Raw genomic sequence first — 24056 nt, 5'->3', positions numbered from 1 at the left:
CCGGAGGCAGTTGATGGACACCCGCCCTGTTCTCGTACTCGGCTCCACCGGCTATGTGGGCGGCAGGCTCGTGCCCCTGCTGCTTGAGCGCGGCTTCACGGTCCGCGCCGCCGGGCGCAGCGTGAACAAGATCCGCTCGCGCCAGTGGGCGGACAATCCGAACCTCGAGATCGTCCGCGCCGACATGCACGATGCAGAGAGCCTGCGCCTGGCCGCCGACGGCTGCCGCGCCGCCTTCTACCTCGTCCACTCCATGAACCAGCCCGGGCGAGACTTCTCGGCCCAGGAGCGAGACGCGGCCTACAACATGGTGGCCGCGGCCTCGGCCACCGGGCTTGAGCGCATCATCTACCTCGGCGGCCTGGGCGAGGACCACGACGACCACCCGCTGTCCAAGCATCTGCGCTCGCGGGCCGAGGTGGGCCGCATCCTCTCCCTGGCCCCGTCGCGGGTGACCATCCTGCGCGCCGCCCAGATCATCGGCTCGGGCTCGTCGTCCTTTGAGCTGGTGCGCTATCTGGCCGACCGGCTGCCAATCATGCTCGCGCCCACCTGGGTCACCACCCGCACCCAGCCCATCGCCATCCGCAATGTGCTGGGCTATCTGGCCGGATGCCTGGAGAACGAGGCCACCGCCGGGCTGACCCTGGACATCGGCGGCCCGGACGTGCTCTCCTACGCCGAACTTTTCGCCCTCTACGCAGAGGTGGCGGGCATCCCCAGGCGGCGCATCCTGGCCACGCCCTTTCTCTCGCCCCGACTTTCGTCCTTCTGGGTCAGCCTGATCACTCCGGTGCCCATGTCCCTGGCCCGATCCCTTATCGAGGGGCTGCGCAACGAGGTGGTCTGCCGCGACCAGACCATCCGCGAACTGGTGCCCCAGGAGCTGCTCTCCTGCCGCGAGGCCATCCGCCGCGCCCTGGACAAGACCGAGCACCAGAAGGTGGAGACCTGCCTGTTCGACGTGGGCAGCGCGTGCATGCCCGAGTGGGCCTCGGGAGACGACCCCACCTATGCGGGCGGCACCAGCTACGAGCTGGGCTACAAGGCGCGGCTCCAGGGCGACCCGGCCAAGGTCTGGGCGCTCATCGAACGCATCGGCGGCGAGCAGGGATGGTACTACGGCGACCCGCTGTGGCGGCTGCGCGGCTTCATCGACCGGCTCCTGGCCGGACCGGGCATGGCCAGGGGCCGACCGCGCGGCAGCGACCCGGTGCGCGTGGGCGACGCGCTCGACTTCTGGCGGGTGCTGGCCAGCGATCCGGGCCGCAGGCTGCTCCTGCTGGCCGAGATGCGGCTGCCGGGCGAGGCCCTGCTCGAATTCCGGCTCGACAGCCAGTGGGAAAACGCCGTGGACATCGTCATGACCGCCCGCTTCCTGCCCAGGGGACTGCTGGGCATCCTCTACTGGTTCGCCATGCATCCATTCCACGTCCTGCTTTTTGGCAACATGATCAAGAATATCTCGGCCCAGGCGGGCACGCACCTCTACTCCAAACCCGAACGCGTCAGGAAACGCGGATGACCACCCCCCTGCGCACGGGCCGCACCACCGGCACCTGCGCCACGGCAGCGGCCATGGCCGGGACGGTCTTCCTGCTCACCGGCGCGCGCCCGGCAACGTTCATGGTCCCGCTCCCGCCCGGCGGCCACCTCGAAGTGCCGGTGGCCCGCTATGAGCATGAAGGCGACGCGGTGCGCGTCACGGTCGTCAAGGACGGCGGCGACGATCCAGACGCAACCCATGGCTGCGACATTCAGGCAGTGGTCGAAATTAATCAAAACGACACAGACATTATGGTCGTCTTGGTCGAAGGCGGCATCGGAGTGGGTGTCGCCACCCTGCCGGGCCTGCCCGTGGCCGTTGGCCAGCCCGCCATCAACCCGGAGCCGCGACGCCAGATCGAGGCCGGGGTGCGCCACGCTGCCGGACCGGATTTCGCGGGCCGCGTCCGGGTGGTGGTCGAGGTGCCGGACGGCGAACGGCTGGCGGCCAAGACCATGAATCCCAGGCTCGGCATCGTGGGCGGCATCTCCATCCTCGGCACCCAGGGCATTGTCAAGCCCTACTCCCACGACTCGTGGAAGGCCACGGTGGCCGAGGGGCTCGACGTGGCCCGCGCCCTGGGCCTGGAGCACGCCGTCTTCACCACGGGCCGCCGCACCGAGCGGCTCTACCTGGACGCCTTTCCCCACACGCCGGAGACCGCCATGATCCAGGCTGCTGATTTTTTTGAATTTTCTATGGACGGGGCAGCGCAGCGCGGTTTTATCCGTGTGACGTGGTCGCTCTTCTTCGGCAAGCTGGTCAAACAGGCCCAGGGGCTGGCCTACACCCACGCCAAAAGCCACCCCGTGGATTTCGCCCGGCTGGCCGAACTGTGCGTCAAGGCAGGGTGCGCGCCCGGCCTCCTGCCCGCCATCCGCGAGGCCAACACCGCCCGGCAGGTGCTCGACCTGCTGCGGGCCGATCCGGCCCTGCCTGCCCTGCTCGCCCTGCTCACGGCCAGAGCTGCCAGCGCGGCCCGCGCCTTTTCCGGCGGTCGCTGCGCAGTGAGCTACGCGGTCTTCGATTTTGACGGACAGCGGCTGATCTGAGCGGGCGGCTGACCGTGTCCAGCCCTGACATCCACGGCAAGACGCAAAGGATCAGGCCTCGCGTGGATTTCCACACGAGGCCTGATCCGTGTTGCGGCAACGCAACTGGCTGGAGCGTAGCCCGGCCTGCCCGGTTAGAAGCCCGCTTCGAGGGGCGGCCAGACCAGGGCATAGGTGGGGGTGTCGATGTCGGCCCTGGGTTGCTCGGCCTTGGGGCGGCCCGAGACCTTGAGGTCCACATGACGGTCGCGGATGGTCAGCCGGTCCTCGGCGATCCACTGGATGGCCTGGGGGTAGACGCGGTGTTCGAGCTTGAGGATGCGCGGGCCGAGCACATTGCCGTCCTCGCCTGCCTGACAGGGCACGGCGGCCTGGATGATGACCGGGCCGTGGTCCATCTCCTCGTCCACGAAATGCACGGTGCAGCCCGATATTTTGACCCCGTAATCCGCGGCGTCGGCCTGCCCGTGCACGCCTGGGAAGGCGGGCAACAGGGCGGGATGGATGTTGACCACCCGGTGCGGGAAAGCGGAGAGAAAGACCGGGGTGACGATGCGCATGAACCCGGCCATGACCACCAGCCCGCCCTTGTCCACACCCGCCTTGTGGATGGAATCCACCAGGGCCGCGTCGAACGCCTCGCGCGTGGGGTAGTCGGTATGCAGCAGCACCTTGGTGGGGATGTTGTGCTTCCTGGCCCGCTCCAGCCCAAAGGCCCCGGCCCGGTTGGAGACCACGAGCCGGATCTCGGCGTCGAGCACTCCCTCGGCGATGCGGTCGATGATGGATTGCAGGTTGGACCCGCTCCCCGAGACGAGGACGGCTATGGGCAAGGACATCGGCACTCCTGTAAAACGCTTGGCGGAATGGGCCGCATGGTCGGATGTGGCTGCAAAAGAGGCGCGTCCGCGCCCCGCCCGCATAGTTGGCCCAATCCGCCGCGTTTTTCAAGGATTGTTTTCACCAACCGCCGGGTGCGGACATGGCTTTGGGCGCAAAAAAAGGGGACCGGCAATGGACCGGCCCCCTTAGCATCGTTCAAATGCGAGGCGATCAGCCCTTGTCCGCCGTCACTGCGGCCACCAGCGCGGCCACCAGGCCGGGGATGGTGTAGTCCTCCGGCTCGATGGCCGGGGTGAAGCCGAAGCGGGACAGGGTGGCGGTCGTGACCGGCCCGATGGAGGCGAGCCGCACGTCCGGATACCGGCGCAGGGTGTCTGCCGGGATCAGCTCGAAGAAGTTCTCCACCGTGCTCGACGAGGTGAAGGTGACGTATCGGATGTCGCCGTTGTCGAGCGCGGCCACGATCTCGTCACCGGACTGCTGGACCAGTCTGGTCTCGTACACGGGCAGGACCGTGACGTTGCAACCCGCCTTTTTCAGCTCTTCCGGCAAGACCTCGCGGGCGACTTTCGCGCGCGGGATGAGCACGTCCTGGCCCTGGATGCCCAGCGCAAGCAGCCCCTCGACCACATGCTCGGCCACGTACTTGTCGGGCACGAAATCCGGGATGATGCCGCGCGCCTTGAGCTCATCCGCCGTGGCCGGGCCGATGGCCGCGATCTGCATGCCGCCAAAGATGCGCGAATCCAGGCCGATGGCTCCGAGCTGCTCCCAGAAGAATTTGACGCCGTTGACCGAGGTGAACACCACCCACTGGTAGCGGGCCAGTTGCAGAATGGCCGTCTCCACCTCGGCGTAGTCGTCGAGCGGCTCCACGGCAATGGTCGGAAACTCGTGCACGCACGCCCCGTGGCCGCGCAGGATGTCCACCAGCCCGCTGGCCTGCTCGCGGGCTCGGGTGACCACCACGCCCTGGCCGAGCAGGGGTTTCTTCTCGAACCACGCAAGCTTGTCGTGCAGGGAGCAGACACCGCCCACGATGATGATGGACGGGGCCTTGAACTTGCGCTCTGCCGCGTCGGCGGCCACGTTCTCCAGGGTGGAGACAAAGGACTGCTGATTGCAGCGCGTGCCCCAGCGCACCAGGGCCACCGGGGTGTCGGCAGCCCGGCCATGCTTCATGAGATTTTCGGCGATCATGGGCAGGTTGCCCACGCCCATGTAGAAGACCAGGGTGGAATTGGACTGGCCGTACACGGCCCAGTTGTTGCCGGATTCGCCCTTGGTGGGGTCCTCGTGGCCGGTGATGAAGCAGACGCTGGTGGTATGGTCGCGGTGGGTCACCGGAATGCCCGCATAGGCCGGGGCGGCCACGCCCGCAGTGATGCCCGGCACCACCTCGAAGTCGATGCCCGCCTCCACCAGCTCCTCGGCCTCCTCGCCGCCGCGCCCGAACACATACGGATCGCCGCCCTTGAGCCGGCAGATGGTCTTGCCGCTGCGCGCCTTGTCCACGATCAGCGCGTTGATCTGGTCCTGGGGCAGGGTGTGATCCCCGCCCTTCTTGCCCACGTAGAGGATCTCGCAGTCGGACTTGCACCACTTCAGAAAATCCGCGTTGGCCAGATAATCGTAGATCATCACATCGCAGGTCTCGATGATCTCCTTGGCCCGCAGTGTGAGCATGCCCGGATCGCCCGGACCGGCTCCGACGAGGAAAACGTTTGCCATGGTATTCTCTCCTGACATGCGCGGCTAACCAATTTCCGCGATTATTTCTTTATACGGAGTGGTCCCGGACTGGTGGATGGTTTCAAACCCGTCCACTCCCCTGGTTACGATAAATAACTCATAGTTGAGCCAAGCGACATACTGCAAAATCTGGTTGTGCAAAACCGCAAGTCGTGGATTGTTCCAAATGGGTTCGTGATGAAACACTCTATTGCGTAACTTGCGAATCGTGTCGAGTTCTCCTGCAACCAATGATCTCTTCATGGGGTGGGCCTTGCCGGGAAAGGCCGTTTTCATGATTTTCGGCACCAATGAATCATGGTATCGTTTGTGGAGAAGGGAAACCCAAAAGCCAAACCCCAATTCCGCGACGTATTTCCCGGCTATTTTCCGCTTTCCTGTTGGGATAAGCCGCTCAGCACGGCGTATCTGCTCGGACTCGCCGACCTTCAACAAACCTTCTTTCAAAAACCAAAACTCTGTTTCGTATGCCTTGGAGAGGGTGTTGTGAATTGCATTTCTCAACGCGATTTCAAGATTCTGAAGTCCAGGATACAACGATTCGCACAACTTGATATTCCATACGTAACGAAGAAGCCAGTCGTAATCGCCCTCGTCCGGGTTGACATTTCTGGGCAACTTGTATGGCTGAAGACGTTCCACAGACAAACTCCTGACCAGTTCTTCAAGACGTCTTTGTATCTGTGACTGATCAGACATTTCTTGTAGGCTTGCCTTTCATGCGAATCGTGTGTATGTATTGATTGCTGTCCTTGAGAGAAACCCCTCCCGGCTCCGAGCCAGTGATGTCCTCAAGGTTCAATGCGAAGCCCCTCCAACGAGGGGCTTCGTTTTTTCTACTCCATCACGCTCTCAAGGCGGGCCTTGAGTTGGGCGAGCTTGGTTTGTTCCTCTTCCATCTCGGCCAGCTTGCGCTTTTCGCCCTCCACCACCTCGGGCGGGGCGTTGTTGACAAAGCCGGGGTTGGCGAGCTTGCCGGACACGCCTTTCATGGTCTTGTCGAGCTTGGCCAGGTTCTTGTCCAGGCGCGCCAGCTCGGCCTCGAAATCCACCACGCCCGCAAGGGGCACGAAGAGCTCGTTGCCCTGGACCACGGCTGCGCCCGACGCCTTGGGGCCCTTGACATCCGGGCCGATGGTGACGTTCTCGACGCGGGCCAGGAAGCGGATCAGGTTCAGGGTGGATTCGAGCACGCCCCTGTCTGCGTCGTTTGCCGTGCGCACCAGCAGGTCGAGCTTCTTGGCCGGCTCGATGAGCAGTTCGGTGCGGATGTTGCGGATGCCGGAGACCACGCCCATGAACAGCTCCATGCGGGCCACGGCGTCCGGGTTCAGGCACTGGGGGCGCGGGGACGGGAACGGCAGGGTGGCGATGTCCTCGGAGCGGTCGTCGCCTGCCGGGCGGGGCAGCACGGACCATATCTCCTGGGAGATGAACGGGGCCACCGGGTGGAGCAGGACCATGGTCTCGGAGAGCACGGTCCACAGCGCCTTCTGGGTGGCCGCCTTGGCTGCCTCGTCCTCGCCGTAGAGGGCGGGCTTGATCATCTCCAGGTACCAGTCGCAGAACTCGGACCAGATGAACTTGTAGAGCGTCTGGGCCACCTCGTTGAAGCGGTAGGCCGCGGTAGCCTCGGCCACGGTGGTCTTGACCTCCTCCAGCCGGTGCAGAATCCAGGTGTCGGCAAGGCTTGAGGTCTGGTCGAGGGGGACCGCCGGAATCTCGTCGGGCAGGTTCATCATGGCGAACCGGGCCGCGTTCCAGATCTTGTTCATGAAGTGCTTGTAGCCCTCGATGCGCTGCTCCGAGAGCTTGATGTCGCGGCCCATGGCCGCGAAGCTGGTCAGGGTGAAACGCAGGGCGTCGGCCCCGTATTTCTCGATCATGTCCAGGGGGTCGATGACGTTGCCCGTGGACTTGGACATCTTCTTGCCCTTTTCGTCGCGCACCAGGGCGTGGATGTAGACATCGTGAAACGGCACCCGCTCCATGAACTGGAGCCCCATCATCATCATGCGCGCCACCCAGAAAAAGAGGATGTCAAACCCGGTGACCAGACAGGAGGTCGGGTAGTACCTGGCCAGCTCCGGGGTCTTGTCGGGCCAGCCCAGAGTGGAGAAAGGCCACAGCGCGGACGAGAACCAGGTGTCGAGCACGTCCTCGTCCTGGATGATGTTGCGGCTGCCGCAGGATTCGCAGGCGCTGGGGTCGGTGATGGACACGGTCAGAGCGCCGCATTTCTCGCAGGTCCAGGCCGGGATGCGGTGGCCCCACCATATCTGGCGCGAAATGCACCAGTCGCGGATGTTGTCGAGCCACTCGTAGTAGGTCTTGGTCCAGTGCTCCGGGTGAATTTTGGTCTGTGCGGGCACGGCGGCGCGCGCCTTCTCGGCCAAAGGCTTCATGGACACGAACCACTGGGTGGAGACATGCGGCTCGATGACCGACTTGCAGCGGTAGCACGCGCCCACCGAATGGTCGTGGTCGTCCACGCCCACGAACAACCCTTCGTTCTTGAGGTCCGTGATGATGACCGTGCGCGCCTCTGCCTTGTGCAGGCCGCGATAGCGCTCGGGCGCGTTCTCGTTGATGTTGCCGTCCTCGTCGAGGATGGCCAGCACTTCGAGACCGTGCTTGCGGCCCAGCTCCCAGTCGTTCATGTCGTGGGCGGGCGTGACCTTGAGGCAGCCAGTGCCAAAGGCCACGTCCACGTAGGCGTCGCCGATGATGGGCAGCTTGCGGCCCACGAGCGGCAGCACGGCCTCCTTGCCGATGAGGTGGTTGAAGCGCTCGTCCTCCGGGTTCACGGCAATGGCCGTGTCGCCGAGCATGGTCTCGGGCCGGGTGGTGGCCACCACCAGATGGCCCGAGCCGTCGGCCAGGGGATATTGGATGTGGTAGAGATGGCCGGGTTTCGGCTCGTGCTCGACCTCGTCGTCGGCCAGGGCGGTGTGGCAGCGGTTGCACCAGTTGATGATGTAGTCGCCCTTGTAGATGAGCCCCTGCCGGTACAGCTCGACGAACACCTCGCGCACGGCCCTGGCGCGCTGGTCGTCAAAGGTGAAGCACTCACGGGTCCAGTCCACGGACGCGCCCATGCGCCTGATCTGGCCGAGGATGCGGTCGCCCTTTTCCTGCTTCCACTCCCAGACGCGCTCGATGAACTTCTCGCGGCCCAGGTCGTGGCGGCTCTTGCCCTCTTCCTTGAGCTGGCGCTCCACCACGTTCTGGGTGGCGATGCCCGCGTGGTCCGTACCCGGCACCCAGAGCACGTTGCGCCCCTGCTGGCGGTGGAACCGGCACAGGATGTCCTGAAGCGTCAGGTTCAGGGCGTGGCCCATGTGCAGCACGCCCGTGACGTTGGGCGGCGGGATGACGATGGAATACGGGTCGCCCGGCCCGTCCGGGTCCGGGGTGAAGGTCTTGTCCGCTTCCCAGTGGCTCTCCCACTTTTCCTCGACATCCCAAGGCTCGTATGCCTTGGCCAGTTCCCTGCGGGCCATGTTTGCCTCCGGCGGCCAGGGAACCTTTCGACAAAGATTCCCTGGACCCTCCAAAACTTTTTTGTGCCACGCCGCCTTTTGGACTGGCCGTCATCGAAGAGGCGGACGGCGGCGTGGAGGGTGTTCGTTGTTGGTGCTGCCACGGTGTTGCGAAGTGCCTGATTGAAAGGACGGAATCGGATGCAAGGGGGAAACTTTTTCACAAGTTTCCCCCGGATATCCGAAATTCGCTCTTCTCCCCTTGCGGTCGCGCCTGCCGGTTGGTAGCGTGCGGACTACCCTTGTCGAGGGAGCCGATTATGTCAAGCATACACATATATTGGGACGAGTCCCACTTCTGGGGCCTGCTGGCCGCGCGCGCCCTTGAGGCGTGGGGCATTCCCCATCGCCTGGTGCGCGGCTCCGAGATAGCCGATGGCGTGCTGGCTGGCAAGTGCGGCGAAGCGCCGCGCCTGCTCATCGTGCCGGGCGGACGGGCCAAGGGCAAGGCAGACCGGCTGGGAGTGCGCGGCATGGACGCCATCTGCGAGTTCGTGCACGACGGCGGCGCCTACCTCGGCTTTTGCGGCGGGGCCGGGCTGGCCCTGACCGGCCCCTACGGCCTCGGCCTCTCCCCCTGGACCCGCAAGGGATACACCAACCGGCTCCACCACTTCCTCTCCGGCCATGTGCATGTTTCCCTGAACCAGACCGACCCCCTGGTACCGCCAGACCTGATCAGGGAAGGCACGGGGGAAAGCGCTGACAAAGGCCCCATGCTGCCGGTCTGGTGGCCGGGCCGCTTCGATCCCGTGGACGCCTCGGTCACGGTCCTGGCCCGCTACGGCAGGCCGGGGCCGGACTTCTGGGTGGCGGACCTGAACCTGTCCACCCTGCCCCAGGGGACCATGGCCGACTGGGAAAACCTCTACGGCATCCACCTGGACCCCGACTTCATGGAAGGCACGCCCTGCGTTACAGCCAACGATTTCGGCGCGGGCCGGGTGATCTTGAGCTACGCCCACCTGGAGACGCCCGCCTCGCCCCATGCCAACCGCTGGCTGGCGCACATTCTCGACCATGTGCTGGGCGGCGATCATGGGCAGAGCTGCGGGCCGGTCCCGGCCTGGGACGTGGCCGCGCGGCCCGTGGTCTGGGACGATCCCGCACTCATGGCCGCGCGCCGGGCCATGGAAGCCACCATTGCCACGGGCACCAGCCACTTTCTGCTCTTCTGGCGCACGCCGTGGCTGCTGGGCTGGCGGCGCGGCATTCCAGGCGCGGGCATCAACACCCTGTACTCGTTCATCTGCGAGGCCATGGCCCATGAGCCGGACAACGCCACCCTGGCCTACTGGCGCGGCCAAGCAGCGGGGTTCGGCACCCTCGTCGGGCTCCTGGCCAGCGGCCTGTCCGGCTATCTCCTGGCCGAGCGGCTGTCCATGACCATGTTCCACTCGGCATCTGACGCCGTGTCCGTACATGGACTGCGGGAGCAGCGACGCGCCCTGTTCGGCCTGCCCCCGGAACCGGGCGGCATTTACGCCGACCTGGCCGCCACCCTGGAGGAACTCTGCTGGCGTCTTTCCCGGCCAGGCCAGGACCGCACCTGACCTGATCCGAAGTTGCCATGTGGCCGCCCGGTATGTTACGAAAAAACATCATACACCTGTGACACTTTTGCAATCAACAGGACCGCAAGTGACCAACACCGTCTGCCATACAGCCCCTGACCCGACCGGTTCGACCGGCACGGGTTTCGTGCGTTCGCCCGGCGCGTGTCCCGACATCGCGCCAGGCTGTCGCACGGGGGCGTGATGGCAGAACCCCGCGACGCCCAATTCCGGTTCGCCATGTCCGAGGACGGCATGAAGCTCGGTGTCAGCCGCTACTCTCCGCCGCAGGGCGGGGAAGGCCCCTCTGTGGCGCTGCTCAAGCGGCAGGTGGCCAAGGCCGGGGTGGGCCTGCCAGTGGACGAGGAAGCGGCCAGGGAAATCATCAGCGCCATCCAGCGCGATGAGGAAATCCGCCGTGTGGTGCTGGTGCGCGGCATTGAGGTGCAGGAGCCTTCCCACGCCTCTCTCGTGGCCCTGGGCAACCTGGAATATCCGGTGTTTCCCGGCGACAGGTTCGCGCGCAAGCACCCGCCGCAGCATGCCCGCGACGGCGAGACCATCGACGGACGCATCATCCATCCCAAGAAACATTTCGAGCCAGAGGACATCGAGGTGACTCTGGGCGACAACGTGGGCTTCGATCCCCTGACCAACTCCTATGTGTCCCGCGCCTGGGGCATGGCCAGGCTCAAGGAAACCACCATCTCGGTGGACCCGGTGACGCACATTTCCGAAGACTCGGTCTTGATCAAGGCCACCCTGCACCACCGGGATTTCAGGGGCCAGCCCGTGACCGCCGCCCGGCTGGAAAAGGAACTGCGCGACCTCGGCGTGGTCATCGACATCGACGTGGCTCGGCTCGAAGCGCTGCTCAAGCAGGCGCAGTCCCTGGGACGCCCCCTGACGGACCAGACCGTGGTCATGGGCAAACTCCCGGCGCCAGGGCACGACGGCTGGCTGGAACCGCTGGTCTCCACGCGCGAACTGGCAGGCACAGAGGACGAGGCCGGGAGGCTCAACTTCCGCGACCGGGGCACCTACCCGCATGTGGAGCCGGGACAGGCCATCGCCCGGCTGCACCACCCCACTTCGGGCAAGGGCGGCATCGACATCTACGGCAAGACCATCCCGGCCAGCTCGGGCAGGGATCTGACAGTCCGCCGGGGCGAAAACGTGGAGGTGCTGCTGGACGAGATCACCTTCACCTCCACGGCCAAGGGCGTCATGGTCATGGAGGGAACCACCCTCTCGGTCACCGATTGCCTGATCATCAACGACAACGTGGACCTCGCCACAGGCAACGTCACCCTGGAGCATGGCTCGGTCAAGATCCTCGGCTCGATCCACGCCGGATTCTCGGTTGCCGCGCCCAAGCACATCATCGTGGCCGGGTCCGTGGAGAGCGCCACCGTGCATGCGGGCGGCAACATCGAGGTCACGGGCGGCATCCTCATGCCCGACGGCGGATCTGTCCGGGCCGAGGGCACCATCTCCGCCGCCTACGCCACCAATGCCCGCATCAGCGCCGGCGGCGATGTGATCATAACCAACGACATCACCAACTCGGAGATCAGGGCCGAGGGGCGCCTCATCGGCACCCGCGGCAAGGGCCACGTGCAGGGCGGCAACATCGTCACCGGCAAGGGCATGGAGGTCAACGAACTCGGCTCCGAGCTGGGGGTGCGCACCACGGTGGCCGTGCAGATCGGCCACGACGGCGATGAAACCCTGCGCGCCGAGCGCAAGAAGCTCAAGGACTCCATCGGCAAGATCAACGACATCCTGGGCCACGACCCGGCCAGGGTCATCCTGGCCCGCACCAAGCCCGAAAAGCGCGCCGCCGTGGCCGAGATCCTCAGGCACCGGATAGCGTTGATCAAGCAGCGCAAGGCCGTGTCCGAAGAGCTCACCCAGAACGCCCTGGCCCGGCAGGAGGAGCTGGCCGGCATCAGAATCAGGGTCCACCGGCTGATCCATCCCGGCGTGGTCATCATCTTCGGCAACAAGAGCGTTGCGGTCTCAAAAAGGACCGAAGGCTCTACCATATCCCTGGACGCCAGGGCCGGAGAGATCGTATTCTCCTAGCCCGACTCCGGGCCTCGCGCCCTGGCTGACCCGGACTCGCCCAACCACCCCGATCGCGGGACAACCCCGACTGGGGACAACCCCTTTGCCAAGGAGGCACCATGACGAACGACACGGTATCAACCACTGTGGACAGGGGAGCCATCCTCAAGCGGTTCCTGGTGACCCTGGTGTGCATGATCTTCTTCGAGGTGACCGGATTCATCATCCAGCTGGCCGTGCTCTTCCAGTATGGCTATCTGCTGATAGCCAAAAAACGCAGCGAGCCGTTGCGCCGGTTCACCAACTCGCTCTCTCATTACGGCTACCGGCTCATGCGCTACAACACCCTCAACGACAACGCCCGGCCCTTCCCCTTTGCCCGGTTCCCTGAAGACGCCGAGTGCGAGGAGCCCGCCAAGCAGGTCCTCTTCAAGTGACCGTGCACAACAGCCACCGCTTCTTCTGCAACCGGGAGTGCCGGTACTTCCCCTGCCACAGGACGAGCAGGCCGGACGAATTCAACTGCCTCTTCTGCTTCTGCCCGCTCTACTTCCTCGACGACTGCGGCGGCAACTTCACGGTGCTTGAATCGGGCGTCAAGGATTGCACGGCCTGCATGGTCCCCCACACGCCCAAGGGGTATGACCACATCCTGACCCGGCTCAAGGAGCGATTCGACGCCATCAGAAAGAGCGCCGATGCAGGCCCGGACGCGGAGCAGAAAACGCGGGGGGAAGAGGCCGCGCGGGATGGCGTCAAGGGGCCCTGACCAGGAGTGCGCTCCCCCCGGCAGCCAGAAGCGCCTGTTACCCCTTGCGTGACGAGGCGTGGGTCAGATAACAGTCGATCTCCCGCACCAGCCGCTCGCGCTCGCGCGTCAGCAGCCGCTCGCAGGTCTCGAAGTCGAGATCGCGGTTCTGGAAGCGGGCCAGGGAGACGAAGCACTGCTTGATCCGGATCAGCTCCTCGTGCTGGTTCTCCCTCCAGAAGTGGTAGGCCAGGATTTTGGCTGCGCCCTTGATGGTGGCCTTGTCCCAAGGCAGGCTGGTCACGTCCAGGGGACAGTCGCGGCCATCCTCCACCAGCGGGAGCACACGGAGCATGACCTCTTTTGACCGCCTGAGCGAGGCCGGGCTGATGCGGTAGACCGTGACCTTGCGCCGTCCCTGAAACCACTTGAGCATGTACAGGGCGCAGGTCAGGGCAATCAGGCCCAGCCAGAAATTCGTGTCCATCAGGCACCCCCGCCGGTCGCAGGACCGCCGTCCCCTACGCACACCCGGTCAAGCCCCCGGACAATCCCCCCACACTCCAGGGCAAGCTCCTGCGCAAGCTGGCAGAAGGCCTCCATGCGCAGCAGTGTCTCCTCAGGGGGCAGGCAATCAAGGGAGCAGCACCGCCCGAACTCCTCATCACTCACGTTCTCGGCCCATTCCAGCAGGCCGTAGACAGTGTCCTTGACGGCCAGCAGCCTTTGGATGGTTTGCATGCGGTCCATGGCGGGTCATCCTTTGCGGGTCAGATAGGGTTTGAGGCTCAGGCGGTAGGCCGCGGGATCGGCGCACTCCAGAATTTCGAGATCCCTGTTGCCCAGGGCCTGGGCCGCGGCCAGATCCACCAGCTCGGCAGGGATGGGGTGCAGGTCCTCGTCGAGGATGATCTTGATCTTGGGCATCAGCGGCAGAGCCGGGTTGGACTCGTAGACCACGCCATAAAAGCCGGTGTTGAGCCTGACCAGACTGCCGGAGGGGAAGATGCCCAGGCACTTGATAAATCTCTGCACCTCAATGGGATCGAAATCCTGCTCGCGCATGCCGTACATGATGGCCAGAGCCTTGTTGGGCAGGATGGCGTCCTTGTAGGAGCGGTCGCTGGTCAGGGCGTCGTAGACATCGGCCAGGCTGATGATCCGGGCAAAGGGGGCGATGGTCTTCTTGGTCCGCCGCTCTGGGTAGCCTGAGCCGTTGTACTTCTCGTGGTGGTCGCGCACGGCTTCGAGGATGTCGTCGGCCACCTCCTGCTGGCGGGCCAGGATGTCGCATCCATACTCCGGGTGCCGCTTGATCTCCTCGAACTCGCTCTCGGTGAGCCGGGCGCGCTTGTTGATGATCCGGGCGGGCACCGCGGTCTTGCCCAGGTCGTGCATCATCCCGGCCAGTCCGAGCCTGACCAGCTCGTCGCGCGGCAGCCCCAGATACTCGCCAAAAACCACGGAGATGGCGGCCACGTTGATGCAGTGGGCGTAGGTGTACTCGTCGTAGTCCGAGAGCTTGGAGAGACACAGCAGGGTGTCGGGGTTGTGGATGGCGGAATCGACGATGGCGTCCACGGTCTCCACCGAGGCCTCAAAGTCCACCTTGCGCCCGAGCTTGACATCATGGATGATCCGCTTGGCGTGGTGCATGGCCTTGGAGTAGACGACCTCGGCCACCTGCATGGCCTGCTCGAAAGGCACCCTGGGCTTGGGCGGCGCGTCCTGCGTCGGCCCGGTCAGGAGGGTGTCGAGGGTCGCGCCGGATTCGTCCGGGCCGTCCACCTGGATAAAGGCGTGCAGGTAGCCGTCGGCGCTGATGCGCTCGATCTGCTTGCGCGACTGGAGAACGCCCGGCTTGGAATAGAGAAAGGGCAGATGCTCCCAGATCTCGCTTGAGAGCTTGACCACATGCATCCCGGGCTGCAATTCTTCAACCGGAACCTTCCTGATCATGCGGCGCGTCCCCGGCTCAGGCCAGACCCAGCAGTGCGGGTCGAGTCATGATGTCATGGAATTTCAAGGTCATCCCGGCCTCCCTGTCGCGTTGGCAATGGCGTTCCAGTTCTTTGGCCCACAATCTTCACTGTACCTATACCGCGTTCAAAGCCGTCTTGTCGATACCCTCTTCCGGGAAGGCCAATGAGAGTCGGCTCAAAAGACCACGGCCTCGAACCAGAGGATGGTGGTGGCCGGTTCGCGCCACGCGTCGCGCGGCAGCCCGGCCTTGACGCAGGTCTGATCCAGGAAGGTCTCGCGGTCCCAGCGCCACTCCACGGGCACCTGGGGCAGGAGCAGCCCAGAGTGACCGTCGCGCGACATGATCAACCCGTGACGGCCCACCTCCACCAGCTCCGGGTCCGGGCAGGACTCGATGGGGCCGAGAATGGAGATTTCATACTCCATGGCCTCGAACTCGCCGGGCGTGAGCGGCGGAAAGCGCGGGTCCTCGAAGGCGGCGGACCGGGCCATGTCCCACACGGTGCGATACAGCTCGCCCGTGCCCCGGACATTGCCGATGCAGCCGCGCAGCGAGCCGCCGAGCTTGAGGGTGACAAAGGCACCCAGATGCTCGCGCAGGGTCCGGGTGGGAGGTTCGGGCGGGCCGGACGGCGCACCCGCCGGACTGAGCCGCGAAGCGATGGACAACTGGACCAGTTCGCGCAGATAGGTCTTCTCCTCGTCGGCCAGGGCAAATCCAAACTCTTTTGCCATCATTCCCCCTTGTGTGCCCTTGCGGGCGGTACCAGCATCATCCCGGCCAGGCCGAGCACGAACAACACGATGACCGAGGCCATACCCACGCGCTGGCTGCCCGAGGCCAGGGTCAGCCAGCCCACCAGAAGCGGCCCCAGGAACGAGGTCAGCTTGCCGGACAGGGCGAACAGGCCGAACATCTCGCCGCGCACCGCCTCCGGGGCCACCCGCGCCAGGTACGACCGGCTCGATGCCTGGACCGGGCCCACGAAGATGCCGAGGGACAGGCCGAAAATCCAGAACAGGGTCTGACTCTCGACCAGCAGGATGAGCACACCCGGCACGATCAACCCGATGAGGGAGACGATGATGGTCCTGCGCGGCCCGGCACGGTCATCAAGCCAGGCAAAGGCCGCCGCGCCCAGTCCGGCGGTGACGTTGAGCCCGATGCCAAAGACGATGATCTGGCTCGGACCCATGCCGAACGTTCCGGCTGCATAGATGCCGCCAAAGGCGAACATGGTGGTCATGCCATCGTTGTAGAGCATGCGCGCCAGCAGGAACACGGCGATGTCGCGATAGTCGCGCACGCGGCGCAGGGAGTTGCGCAGCTGGGCCGCTCCCTCGGCCACGGCCCGGCCAAGGGCGATCCCCCTGGACGGCGCGTCCGGGCAGAGCAGGAACAGGGGCAGGCAGAAAACCAGATACCACAGGGCCGTCAGGGGCATCACCGCGCGCACATGCTCACTCTCGGCCCGCGGCAGGTCGAACCAGGCGTTGGGCTCCACAAAACCGTACAGGGCGATGACCAGCAGCACCACCCCCCCCGCGTAGCCCAGCCCCCACCCCCAGCCGGACCAGCGGCCCAGGGTTCGCTCATCGGCCAGCCCCGGCAGCATGGCGTTGTAAAAAATCATGGCGTATTCCGAGCCGATGGTGCCCAGTCCGGCCAGGACCAGCCCAAGCCAAACAAAGGACGGATCGGGCCGCACGAACCAGAGGCAGGCCGTGGCCGCGATGCACAGCCCGCTGAACGCCGCGAGCCATGGCTTGCGCCGCCCGCTGCGGTCGGCCACCGCGCCCAGCAGCGGCCCGCCAAGGCCGATGACCAGCCCGGCTGCGCCCATCATGTTCCCCCACAGGGCGGTGCCCACGGTCTCGTTTTCGGCCACGGCCCGGGCAAAAAAAGCGGCGAAGACAAAGGTCTGGACCAGGGCGGCGAAGCCGGAATTGGCCCAGTCGTAGAAGGCCCAGGCCCACAGGGAGCGGGTCGAGCCGGGCAGCGGCCCTGTCGCCGCGGTTCCTGTCGCCGGCCCTGTCGCCGGCCCTGTCGCCGCGGTTCCGACCGCAGGGCGTGGCGTGAATGGATGCGGAGTCGGCATGATGCGTGGCTGTCCGTCGGGATGCGCTGGCGTCTAGGCTTCCCCGGCGGGGTCGCCGGGCACGCCATGCCCGTCAAGCGGCCCACTCTTGCAGGCGTTGACGAACGAGGCGGCCAGCTCCGGGCTGCTGCCAAAATGGAGATGGACATATGAGCCGAGCGTGTTGGCGTGCAGGAATCCCTCTGCCGCGTCGATGCGCCCCTTGCGCCCGGTCATGGTGTAGACGGGCCGCATCAGGACAGGATCGAACCCCTCCTTGATGAACGAGTAGTGGAATTCGTGGCCCCGCGCAACAACGCCGGCAGGGCCAAGCACCGTATCCTCGCTGATGGCTATCTCGCGATAGCCCAGGGCGCGGGCCTTTTCGTCCATGTCGGCGCGCACGGGGAAGACACCGGCCATGGCGTAGCGGCCCCGCCCGGTGACGATGTCGTTCATCAGGTACATGAAGCCGCCGCACTCGGCGTAGACCGGATGCCCCAGATCGCAGAATTCCTTGATCTCCCTGCGCAGCCGGGTGTTCTGCCCCAGTTCGAAGGCGGAGAGCTCTGGATAGCCGCCGCCCAGGTAGAGCCCCTGGACGCCGGGAGGCAGGTGCGTGTCGCTCAGGGGCGAGAACTCCACCAGTCTGGCCCCGGCCTCGCGCAGCAGGCGCAGGTTCTCCTCGTAGTAGAAGCAGAACGCCGCGTCGCGGGCCACGCCGATGGTCACGCTGCCAAGCTCCGGCACCGGCTCGAACGGGGCCACGGCCTCGACATCGGGCAGGCGGTCGAGCACGTCGTCCAGGTCCATGCCGGACTCGATCCACCCGGCCAGCCGCTGATAGCGGTCAGCCCCCGCGCCGTCGTCCTCGGCGGTGACCAGCCCCAGGTGGCGCGAGGGCACGGCAATGGACCCGTCGCGCCTGAGGCAGCCCAACACCGGAATACCCGGCAGCAGGGACATGGCCTCCATGAGCAGCTCGGCATGGGAGTCGCTCCCCACCTGATTGAAAATCACGCCCGCGATGTTCACCGCCGGGTCGAAACGGGCATAGCCAGAGACCATGGCTGCGGCGGACCGGGCCATGGACCGGGCGTCCACCACCAGGATGACGGGCAGGCCGAGCATCTTGGCGATCTGGGCCGTGGAGCCGTCCTCGCCAGTGCCGGAAATGCCGTCGAACAGTCCCATCACCCCTTCGACCACGGCAACATCGCACCAGGCGGCGTAGCGGTTGAAGATGTCCGCATTGGTCTCGCGCGAGAGCATCCAGCCGTCAAGGTTGTGGCTGGACACGGGCCTGCCCTCACGGGCGCAGGCCAGGGCGTGGTGACCGGGATCGATGAAGTCCGGCCCGCACTTGAAGGGCTGGACGCGCAGGCCACGTCGCGCGAGCAGGGCCATGATTCCGAGCGAAACCGAGGTCTTGCCGCACCCGCTGTGCGTCCCGGCGATGATGAAGGCCTTGATCGTGGCCACGCTCTCTCCCCAGAGTGACGCCGGGGAAACCCCCTACGCCAGCCCCTTTCTGGTCATGTAGTCAAGCATCTTGCGGCCCTCGTCGTGACCGTTGTCCAATTCGAGACACCGCGTCACGCCCTCCAGGGCCTTGGCAAAGTCGCCGCGCTCGAAATGGGCGCGGGCGAGGTTGTACCAGAGGTTTTCGTCGTCGTCGGACAACGACAGGGCGCGGCGGTAATAGTCCACGGCCTGGCCAAAGAGCTTTTTCTTGCGCAATTCGATGCCGTATTCGTTGAACAGGTGCTTGTGCTCGTCGGCAAAGGCGGAGTCGATGCCCAGGATGCGCTCGAAGACCTGCTTGGCCTTGTCCGTCTCGTCGCGGGCCAGCAGGCACAGGCCGATGCCGAAGTTGGCGCGCACGTTCTGCTCGTCGAGGTTGAGGGCGTTGGCGTACTCGTACTCCGCCGTAAACGTCTCGCCGCGCTTGCGAAACTTGTCGCCGCGGGCCACTGCCTTCTGGACCTGGCGCAGGTTGCCCACCACCTCCTTGAAAAGCTGGGGCATGGGCAGGTAGTCGGCCAGCAGTTGTTCCTTGGTGATCTGCTCGGTGGGGCCAAAAGGGACATTCTTCTGATTGAGCCCCTGCAACTCGATGGTCGATTCGTCCATCTGCCGGGCGTAGTACAAAGCGGTCTGGCTGACCCGCTTGGCCGTGGCCCCGGTGCCTATCCTGGCCATGCGTTCGATGGAGAAAACGCCCTCTATGAGTCCTTCCTGGGTGGGTATGGTCATGGCTCGTCGCTCGTCGTTGTTGTTGGGCAGACTTTCATAAGCCGCAGGGCGACCATACACCGGATTGGCCGCGAAGAGAAGGACTTCACCGCCGGATGGCCCGACGAAATCAGGAGCCGATGGAGCCGCCCGCCAGCAGCTCGTCCACCTCGGTCGCCGAGAGCGGCCTGTAGAAGAGGAACCCCTGGACATAGCGGCACCCTTCGTTCTCGAGGAAGGCGAGCTGAGCCGGGGTCTCCACGCCCTCGGCCACGATCTTGAGCCCCAGGGACTCTCCCAGGGAAAAGACCGTGCGCACGATGGCCTGGCTGTCCAGGTTGCCCTCCACGCCGTCGATGAACGAGCGGTCCACCTTGACCACGTCGATGGGGAAACGTTGCAGGTAGGACAGGGATGAGTAGCCGGTGCCGAAATCGTCGATGCACACCTTGGCCCCGAGGGACTTGAGCTGCTTGAGCACCTCCTCGGCCACTGCCGGGTTGTCCATGAGCGCGCTCTCGGTGATTTCGATGTTGAGCGCCTGGGGATTCAGGCCGGAGTCGTCCAGGGCGCGCGTCACCTGACTGAGCAGCATGGGCTGGCCAAAGTGCTTGCCGGAGATGTTGATGTTCAGCGTCAACAGCTCGCCCATCAGGTGCCCGAAGGTGGTCTGCCACAGCTTGACCTGGGCGCAGGCGGCCACCAGCACGAAATTGTCTATGGCATAGATGAGGCCGGTATCCTCGGCCAGGGAGATGAAATCGCCGGGCAGGATGACGCCGTGCTCCGGATGCCGCCACCGGACCAACGCCTCGAACCCGCACACCCGGCGCGTGTCGAGGCAGACGATGGGCTGGTAGGCCACCTCGAACTCGCGCAGATCCACGGCCCGGCGCAGGTCCGTCTCCAGGGCCATGAGCCGCAGGGCCTGATCGTGCATCTTCTGGTTGAAGACCTTGAAGCGGGACTTGCCGTGCTCCTTGGCCCGGTACATGGCCGTATCCGCATCGCGCAGCAGCGCCTCGGGCCGGTCATAGCCGTCGGTCTTGAGCACGATGCCCAGCGAGGCCGAGGTGAAAACCTCGTTGCCGTTGATGGTGAAGGGCTGGCGCACGCCGTCGAGAATGCGCCGCGCAATGGCGATGGCGTCTCTGGACGCTGATATCTCCTCGATCAGGATGGCGAACTCGTCGCCGCCGAACCGGGCGATGGTGTCCACGGACCGGCCACACTTCTCCAGCACGCGGGCCACGCTGCGCAACAGTTCATCGCCCGTCTCGTGCCCCAGGGAGTCGTTGATGACCTTGAACCGGTCAAGGTCCATGTAGATGACCGCGAACAGGTGCCTGCGCCGCCGACCGCGCTCCATGGCCATGCGCAGGTGGTCCAGGAACAGGGCGCGGTTGGGCAGGCCGGTGAGCGGATCGTGAAACGCCTGCCGCTTGAGCTGGTCCTCTGCCTTCTTGCGCAGGGTGATGTCCTCCACCGAGCCCTCGTAGCACATGACAGAGCCGTCGGCGTCGGTGATGCGCCGGGCGTTCTCGGATATCCAGATGATGCGGCCATCGCGCCGCCGTACCTTGGAGACGAAATTCTTGACCTCCCCGGTCTCCTCGATCAGGCGCAGGAACTCCTTGCGCCGACCCGGCTCCAGGTACATCTGGGTGCCGATGTCATAGACCGAGCCCATCATCTCGTCGGCGGACTTGAAGCCGAGGATGCGCGCCAGCGACGGATTGGCGCTCAGGAAACGGCCACTGGGCGAGGTCTGGTAGATGCCCTCAAGGGCGTTCTCGAAGATGGTCCGGTATTTCTTCTCGGCCTTGCGCAGGGCGTCGCCGATGACCTTGCGCTCGGCAATCTCGATCTTGAGCTGGGTGTTGGCCCGCAACAGCTCGCTGGTGCGCTCGTCCACCTTCTGGCGCAAGGCGTCGCGCGCCTCCTGCAACTCCTGGGTCTTGCTGCGCACCCGGTCCTCGAGGTTGCCCACCAACTCGGCTATATGCCTGGCCATGGAGCGCATGGCCCTGGCCAGCTGGCCCACCTCGTCGCGGGAGTTAATCTCGGGAACGCTGTCGAAATCCTTGGCCGCCACCCGGCCCGCATACTCGGCCAGCAGGTTGAGCGGCTTGGAAATGTTGAGGATGAAGACAAAGGCCACGAGCAGGCTGGCCCCGAACAGGACAAGGGTGACCAGTTGCTGCTCCAGCACCGCCTCCCGGATGTGTCTGGCGATGATTTCGGAATCCATGCCGATGTGGACCGACCCGGCCAGCCCGGCGAGGATGGGCCTTGAGACATGGAGATACCGGTTGTCGCCGTAGACGATGTCGCGCAGCACAACCTCGTCACCGGGCAGCTGTGCGGTCCCGGCCACCAGGGCGCGCACCACCTTGGGCACGTCAGGGACAAAGGTATGGGCCATGATTTCGCCGCGCTCATCGGCCACCAGCACGTAGGAAACCCCGGCGATGCGCTGGTAGCGGTCAATGCGCGCCTGCACGCCGCCTGCATCCTGACTGAGAATGGTGACGATGTCAGACTCGGCCACGCTGTCGGCCAGGGCCAGGGCCTTGGACTCGTGCTCGCGCGTCATCTCCCGCTTGAGCCGGTTGCCAAAGGTCACGGACGTGACCAGGGAGATCAGTCCGAAGATGACCACCATGAACAACAGCGGCTTGAGGAAGAGCTTTGGCGCTTTCATCGGCTCCATTCCGCCCAGTCGCGGATGGGCTGAAAATGGCCGCCCGCCACGGTGGTGAAGTACACGGCATCCAGCCCCTGTCGGCGACCAGGGCCGAAACTGACGTTGACGCCGATGCCCAGGTCCATGTCAACGATGGAGTCCATGACCTCAGGAATGCGCTCGCGCCTCGGGTCGTCGGCCATCCGCCTGACCATCTCCCCCAGCATGATCCCGTTGAGGAACCCCTCGAAGCTGACGTAGCTGAACCGGCGCGGGCTGTAGCCCTGGCCAGCCACCTGACCGGTGCCCTTGTAGTTGTCCATCAACTCCCGGTAGAAGCGCACGCCACTGAGGGTGAGGTCTTCGTAACACGGAACCACCTGGGAACAGATGAGTTTTTCCGTATATTTGCGGCCAGACCTGCGCTCCTCCAGGGTCAACAGTTCGAGCATCTTGTCGCTGTCGGAAAACGACAGCCCGGCCACGGGCAGATCGTGTCCGGCGTTGCGCATGTCGCGGATAAACGCTGCCTGGGAGGCATAGGTGCCAACACAGATGATCGCGTCCGGCCCGGCCTCCATGAGATGCGCCACTTCGGAGGTGAAGTCCTGCTCGTAGGTTGCGCCCCGGCGATAGGCGGCCTCGGCCACCACCTGCTCGCCCTGCCGCCTGAGGGCGCGGCGAACGCCGTCCCAGCCGGTCCGCCCGTAGGCGTCGTTCTGATAGAAGACTGCGATGCGCCTGCGGCCCACCTTGAGCAGATTGTCCACCAGCCCCGCCGTCTCCTCGAAATAGGACGCGCGCAAGGTATAGACGTATTCCCCAAAGGGCTCTGTGCGCATGGGCTGCGCCCCGGTCAGGGGAAAAAGCAGAAAGGTGTGCCGCGCGCTGAATTTCTGAAGCAGTGGCAGAATGTGCGCGGTGGTCGGCGTTCCCACATACGAGAACAGGGCAAAGACATCCTCCTCCTCAATGAACCGGACCGTGTTCTCGAAACAGGGCAGCGGATTGTATCCGTCGTTGGCGGGCAGCACCTTGATGGTCCACCCCGAAGCGCCGCCGTTCGCGTTGAAGTGCTCGATGTAGGCCATAAGTCCCCGGTAAAATTCGATACCCATTTCACCGTTGGCCCCGGTAAAGGCGGCGGACATGCCAAAGACCAGCTCCCCCGGCTCCCCTGGCTCCCCCGAATGCGACGAGCGGGTCGGCAGCATGCAGCTGACGAACAGGATGACTGCCCCAGCAATACACAGGCGTTTTATTATTTCCAGCACAGCAAAGCCATGCCACTCCTGCAACAAAAGTGCAACAGACCTTTTCTCGAAACCAGCCGCCCCGACAGCCGCCGGCAGCGGCCCAGTGACAAAGAGTTGCGGACGGGAACAACGCGTCATCCGGCCAGGGGTCGGCCTGCATGAGCAGAAAAGATGCGGAGAACGCGGAGAATGCGGAGAAAACGGAGAATGCGGAGGAAAATCAAAAAACGTCGATGAACCGGCAGTCCATGTCCCCCTGGTCGGAGACAGTGATCTCGGCCATGGAGCCGACCTCGCCCAGGGAGCCGGGATTGACCACCCGGACACCCTCGACCAGGGACCAGTCACGACAATGGGTATGGCCGTAGCAGATCAGGTCGCAGCCCGGCCCAAACGCCTGGACAACGGTCACGGGCACCAGCGAACGAGCGCCCCAGCCATGGGCCACGCCCACGGTCAAAGGCCCGACTGAGGCGGTGACCATGGGCTCCAGCTGGCCGACGAGGTTGGGGTCCCAGTCGCAGTTGCCGCGCACGCAGATGAACCGGTCGTGGCGCATGAAATAGGACCATGTCTGAAAGGAGGTGATGTCGCCGCAGTGAATGAGCACGTCGGCAGGACCGAGCCACTGCTCGTAGACACGGTCAAGCCACCCAGGCAGGTCGCCCATGTGGGTGTCGGATATGACCGCGATCTTCATGGGGAATTCAGG

Annotated in this window: 20 protein-coding genes; 6 read left to right on the top strand and 14 right to left on the bottom strand. The window is 64.9% G+C overall.

The genetic code is table 11. The features are described from left to right. Positions 1-13: 13 nt before the first annotated feature. The gene (locus DAES_RS03720; protein WP_013513697.1) at positions 14-1525 is read left to right on the top strand and encodes an SDR family oxidoreductase; all 1512 of its coding nucleotides are present in this window, start codon (positions 14-16) and stop codon (positions 1523-1525) included. Next, positions 1522-2598 (top strand): cobalt-precorrin-5B (C(1))-methyltransferase CbiD, encoded by a 1077-nt coding sequence (gene cbiD / locus DAES_RS03715; RefSeq protein WP_013513696.1) that lies wholly within the window; start codon positions 1522-1524, stop codon positions 2596-2598. The genes DAES_RS03720 and cbiD overlap by 4 nt, the downstream gene beginning before the upstream one ends. A 134-nt stretch (positions 2599-2732) precedes the next feature. Here cbiD and purN read toward each other — a convergent pair whose 3' ends face one another. The 4 genes from purN to DAES_RS03695 all read right to left on the bottom strand — a co-directional run bounded on the left by purN (position 2733) and on the right by DAES_RS03695 (position 8696). After that, entirely contained in the window at positions 2733-3437 is a 705-nt protein-coding gene (gene purN / locus DAES_RS03710) for a phosphoribosylglycinamide formyltransferase (RefSeq protein ID WP_013513695.1), read from the bottom strand. 214 nt (positions 3438-3651) lie between these two features. After that, positions 3652-5172: a uroporphyrinogen-III C-methyltransferase gene (gene cobA, locus DAES_RS03705; RefSeq protein ID WP_013513694.1), complete on the bottom strand. Its 1521-nt coding sequence runs from the start codon at positions 5170-5172 to the stop codon at positions 3652-3654. A 24-nt stretch (positions 5173-5196) separates the two neighbouring features. After that, entirely contained in the window at positions 5197-5835 is a 639-nt protein-coding gene (locus DAES_RS03700; protein WP_013513693.1) for an Abi family protein, read from the bottom strand. A gap of 194 nt (positions 5836-6029) precedes the next feature. After that, positions 6030-8696 carry a valine--tRNA ligase gene (locus DAES_RS03695; RefSeq protein WP_013513692.1) on the bottom strand — a complete coding sequence of 889 codons (2667 nt, stop codon included), beginning with the start codon at positions 8694-8696 and terminating at the stop codon, positions 6030-6032. Positions 8697-8995: 299 nt separating this feature from the next. On the opposite strand from DAES_RS03695, the gene DAES_RS03690 reads away from it, so the two are divergent. The 4 genes from DAES_RS03690 to DAES_RS03675 all read left to right on the top strand — a co-directional run bounded on the left by DAES_RS03690 (position 8996) and on the right by DAES_RS03675 (position 13127). Continuing rightward, positions 8996-10288 carry a BPL-N domain-containing protein gene (locus DAES_RS03690; RefSeq protein ID WP_013513691.1) on the top strand — a complete coding sequence of 431 codons (1293 nt, stop codon included), beginning with the start codon at positions 8996-8998 and terminating at the stop codon, positions 10286-10288. Between the two features lie 204 nt (positions 10289-10492). Then, on the top strand, positions 10493-12376 hold the full coding sequence (locus DAES_RS03685) for a FapA family protein (RefSeq protein ID WP_013513690.1): 1884 nt from the start codon (positions 10493-10495) through the stop codon (positions 12374-12376). Between the two features lie 101 nt (positions 12377-12477). Beyond that, a complete protein-coding gene (locus DAES_RS03680; RefSeq protein ID WP_013513689.1) occupies positions 12478-12795 on the top strand; it encodes a DUF4389 domain-containing protein in 318 nt (105 codons plus the stop codon). Further along, complete coding sequence (locus tag DAES_RS03675; RefSeq protein WP_013513688.1) at positions 12792-13127, top strand: cysteine-rich small domain-containing protein; 336 nt, start codon at positions 12792-12794, stop codon at positions 13125-13127. Before DAES_RS03680 ends, DAES_RS03675 begins: the two co-directional genes overlap by 4 nt. A gap of 37 nt (positions 13128-13164) precedes the next feature. Here DAES_RS03675 and DAES_RS03670 read toward each other — a convergent pair whose 3' ends face one another. The 10 genes from DAES_RS03670 to DAES_RS03625 form a co-directional block, all read right to left on the bottom strand. Then, the gene (locus DAES_RS03670; protein ID WP_013513687.1) at positions 13165-13593 is read right to left on the bottom strand and encodes a hypothetical protein; all 429 of its coding nucleotides are present in this window, start codon (positions 13591-13593) and stop codon (positions 13165-13167) included. Continuing rightward, the gene (locus DAES_RS03665) at positions 13593-13856 is read right to left on the bottom strand and encodes a hypothetical protein (protein WP_013513686.1); all 264 of its coding nucleotides are present in this window, start codon (positions 13854-13856) and stop codon (positions 13593-13595) included. Before DAES_RS03665 ends, DAES_RS03670 begins: the two co-directional genes overlap by 1 nt. A 6-nt stretch (positions 13857-13862) precedes the next feature. Further along, on the bottom strand, positions 13863-15065 hold the full coding sequence (locus DAES_RS03660) for an HD-GYP domain-containing protein (RefSeq protein WP_013513685.1): 1203 nt from the start codon (positions 15063-15065) through the stop codon (positions 13863-13865). A gap of 198 nt (positions 15066-15263) precedes the next feature. Beyond that, on the bottom strand, positions 15264-15824 hold the full coding sequence (gene amrA / locus DAES_RS03655; protein WP_013513684.1) for an AmmeMemoRadiSam system protein A: 561 nt from the start codon (positions 15822-15824) through the stop codon (positions 15264-15266). Next, positions 15824-17188, bottom strand: a complete 1365-nt coding sequence (locus DAES_RS03650) for an MFS transporter (protein ID WP_013513683.1) — start codon at positions 17186-17188, stop codon at positions 15824-15826. The genes amrA and DAES_RS03650 overlap by 1 nt, the downstream gene beginning before the upstream one ends. A 33-nt stretch (positions 17189-17221) precedes the next feature. Beyond that, positions 17222-18649, bottom strand: coding sequence for a cobyrinate a,c-diamide synthase (locus tag DAES_RS03645; protein ID WP_013513682.1), 1428 nt, complete (start codon positions 18647-18649; stop codon positions 17222-17224). 33 nt (positions 18650-18682) lie between these two features. Then, the gene (locus DAES_RS03640) at positions 18683-19423 is read right to left on the bottom strand and encodes a tetratricopeptide repeat protein (protein WP_013513681.1); all 741 of its coding nucleotides are present in this window, start codon (positions 19421-19423) and stop codon (positions 18683-18685) included. A gap of 109 nt (positions 19424-19532) precedes the next feature. After that, positions 19533-22106, bottom strand: a complete 2574-nt coding sequence (locus DAES_RS03635) for an EAL domain-containing protein (RefSeq protein WP_013513680.1) — start codon at positions 22104-22106, stop codon at positions 19533-19535. Continuing rightward, positions 22103-23362: an ABC transporter substrate-binding protein gene (locus DAES_RS03630; RefSeq protein WP_013513679.1), complete on the bottom strand. Its 1260-nt coding sequence runs from the start codon at positions 23360-23362 to the stop codon at positions 22103-22105. The genes DAES_RS03635 and DAES_RS03630 overlap by 4 nt, the downstream gene beginning before the upstream one ends. A gap of 202 nt (positions 23363-23564) precedes the next feature. Continuing rightward, positions 23565-24044, bottom strand: coding sequence for a metallophosphoesterase family protein (locus DAES_RS03625; protein WP_013513678.1), 480 nt, complete (start codon positions 24042-24044; stop codon positions 23565-23567). Between the last annotated feature and the right edge of the window lie 12 nt (positions 24045-24056).

Source organism: Pseudodesulfovibrio aespoeensis Aspo-2, assembly GCF_000176915.2.
Classification (GTDB): Bacteria; Desulfobacterota; Desulfovibrionia; order Desulfovibrionales; family Desulfovibrionaceae; genus Pseudodesulfovibrio; species Pseudodesulfovibrio aespoeensis.
The sequence above is the reverse complement of the archived record's forward strand: the minus strand, read 5'-3'. Positions and strand labels throughout refer to the sequence as shown.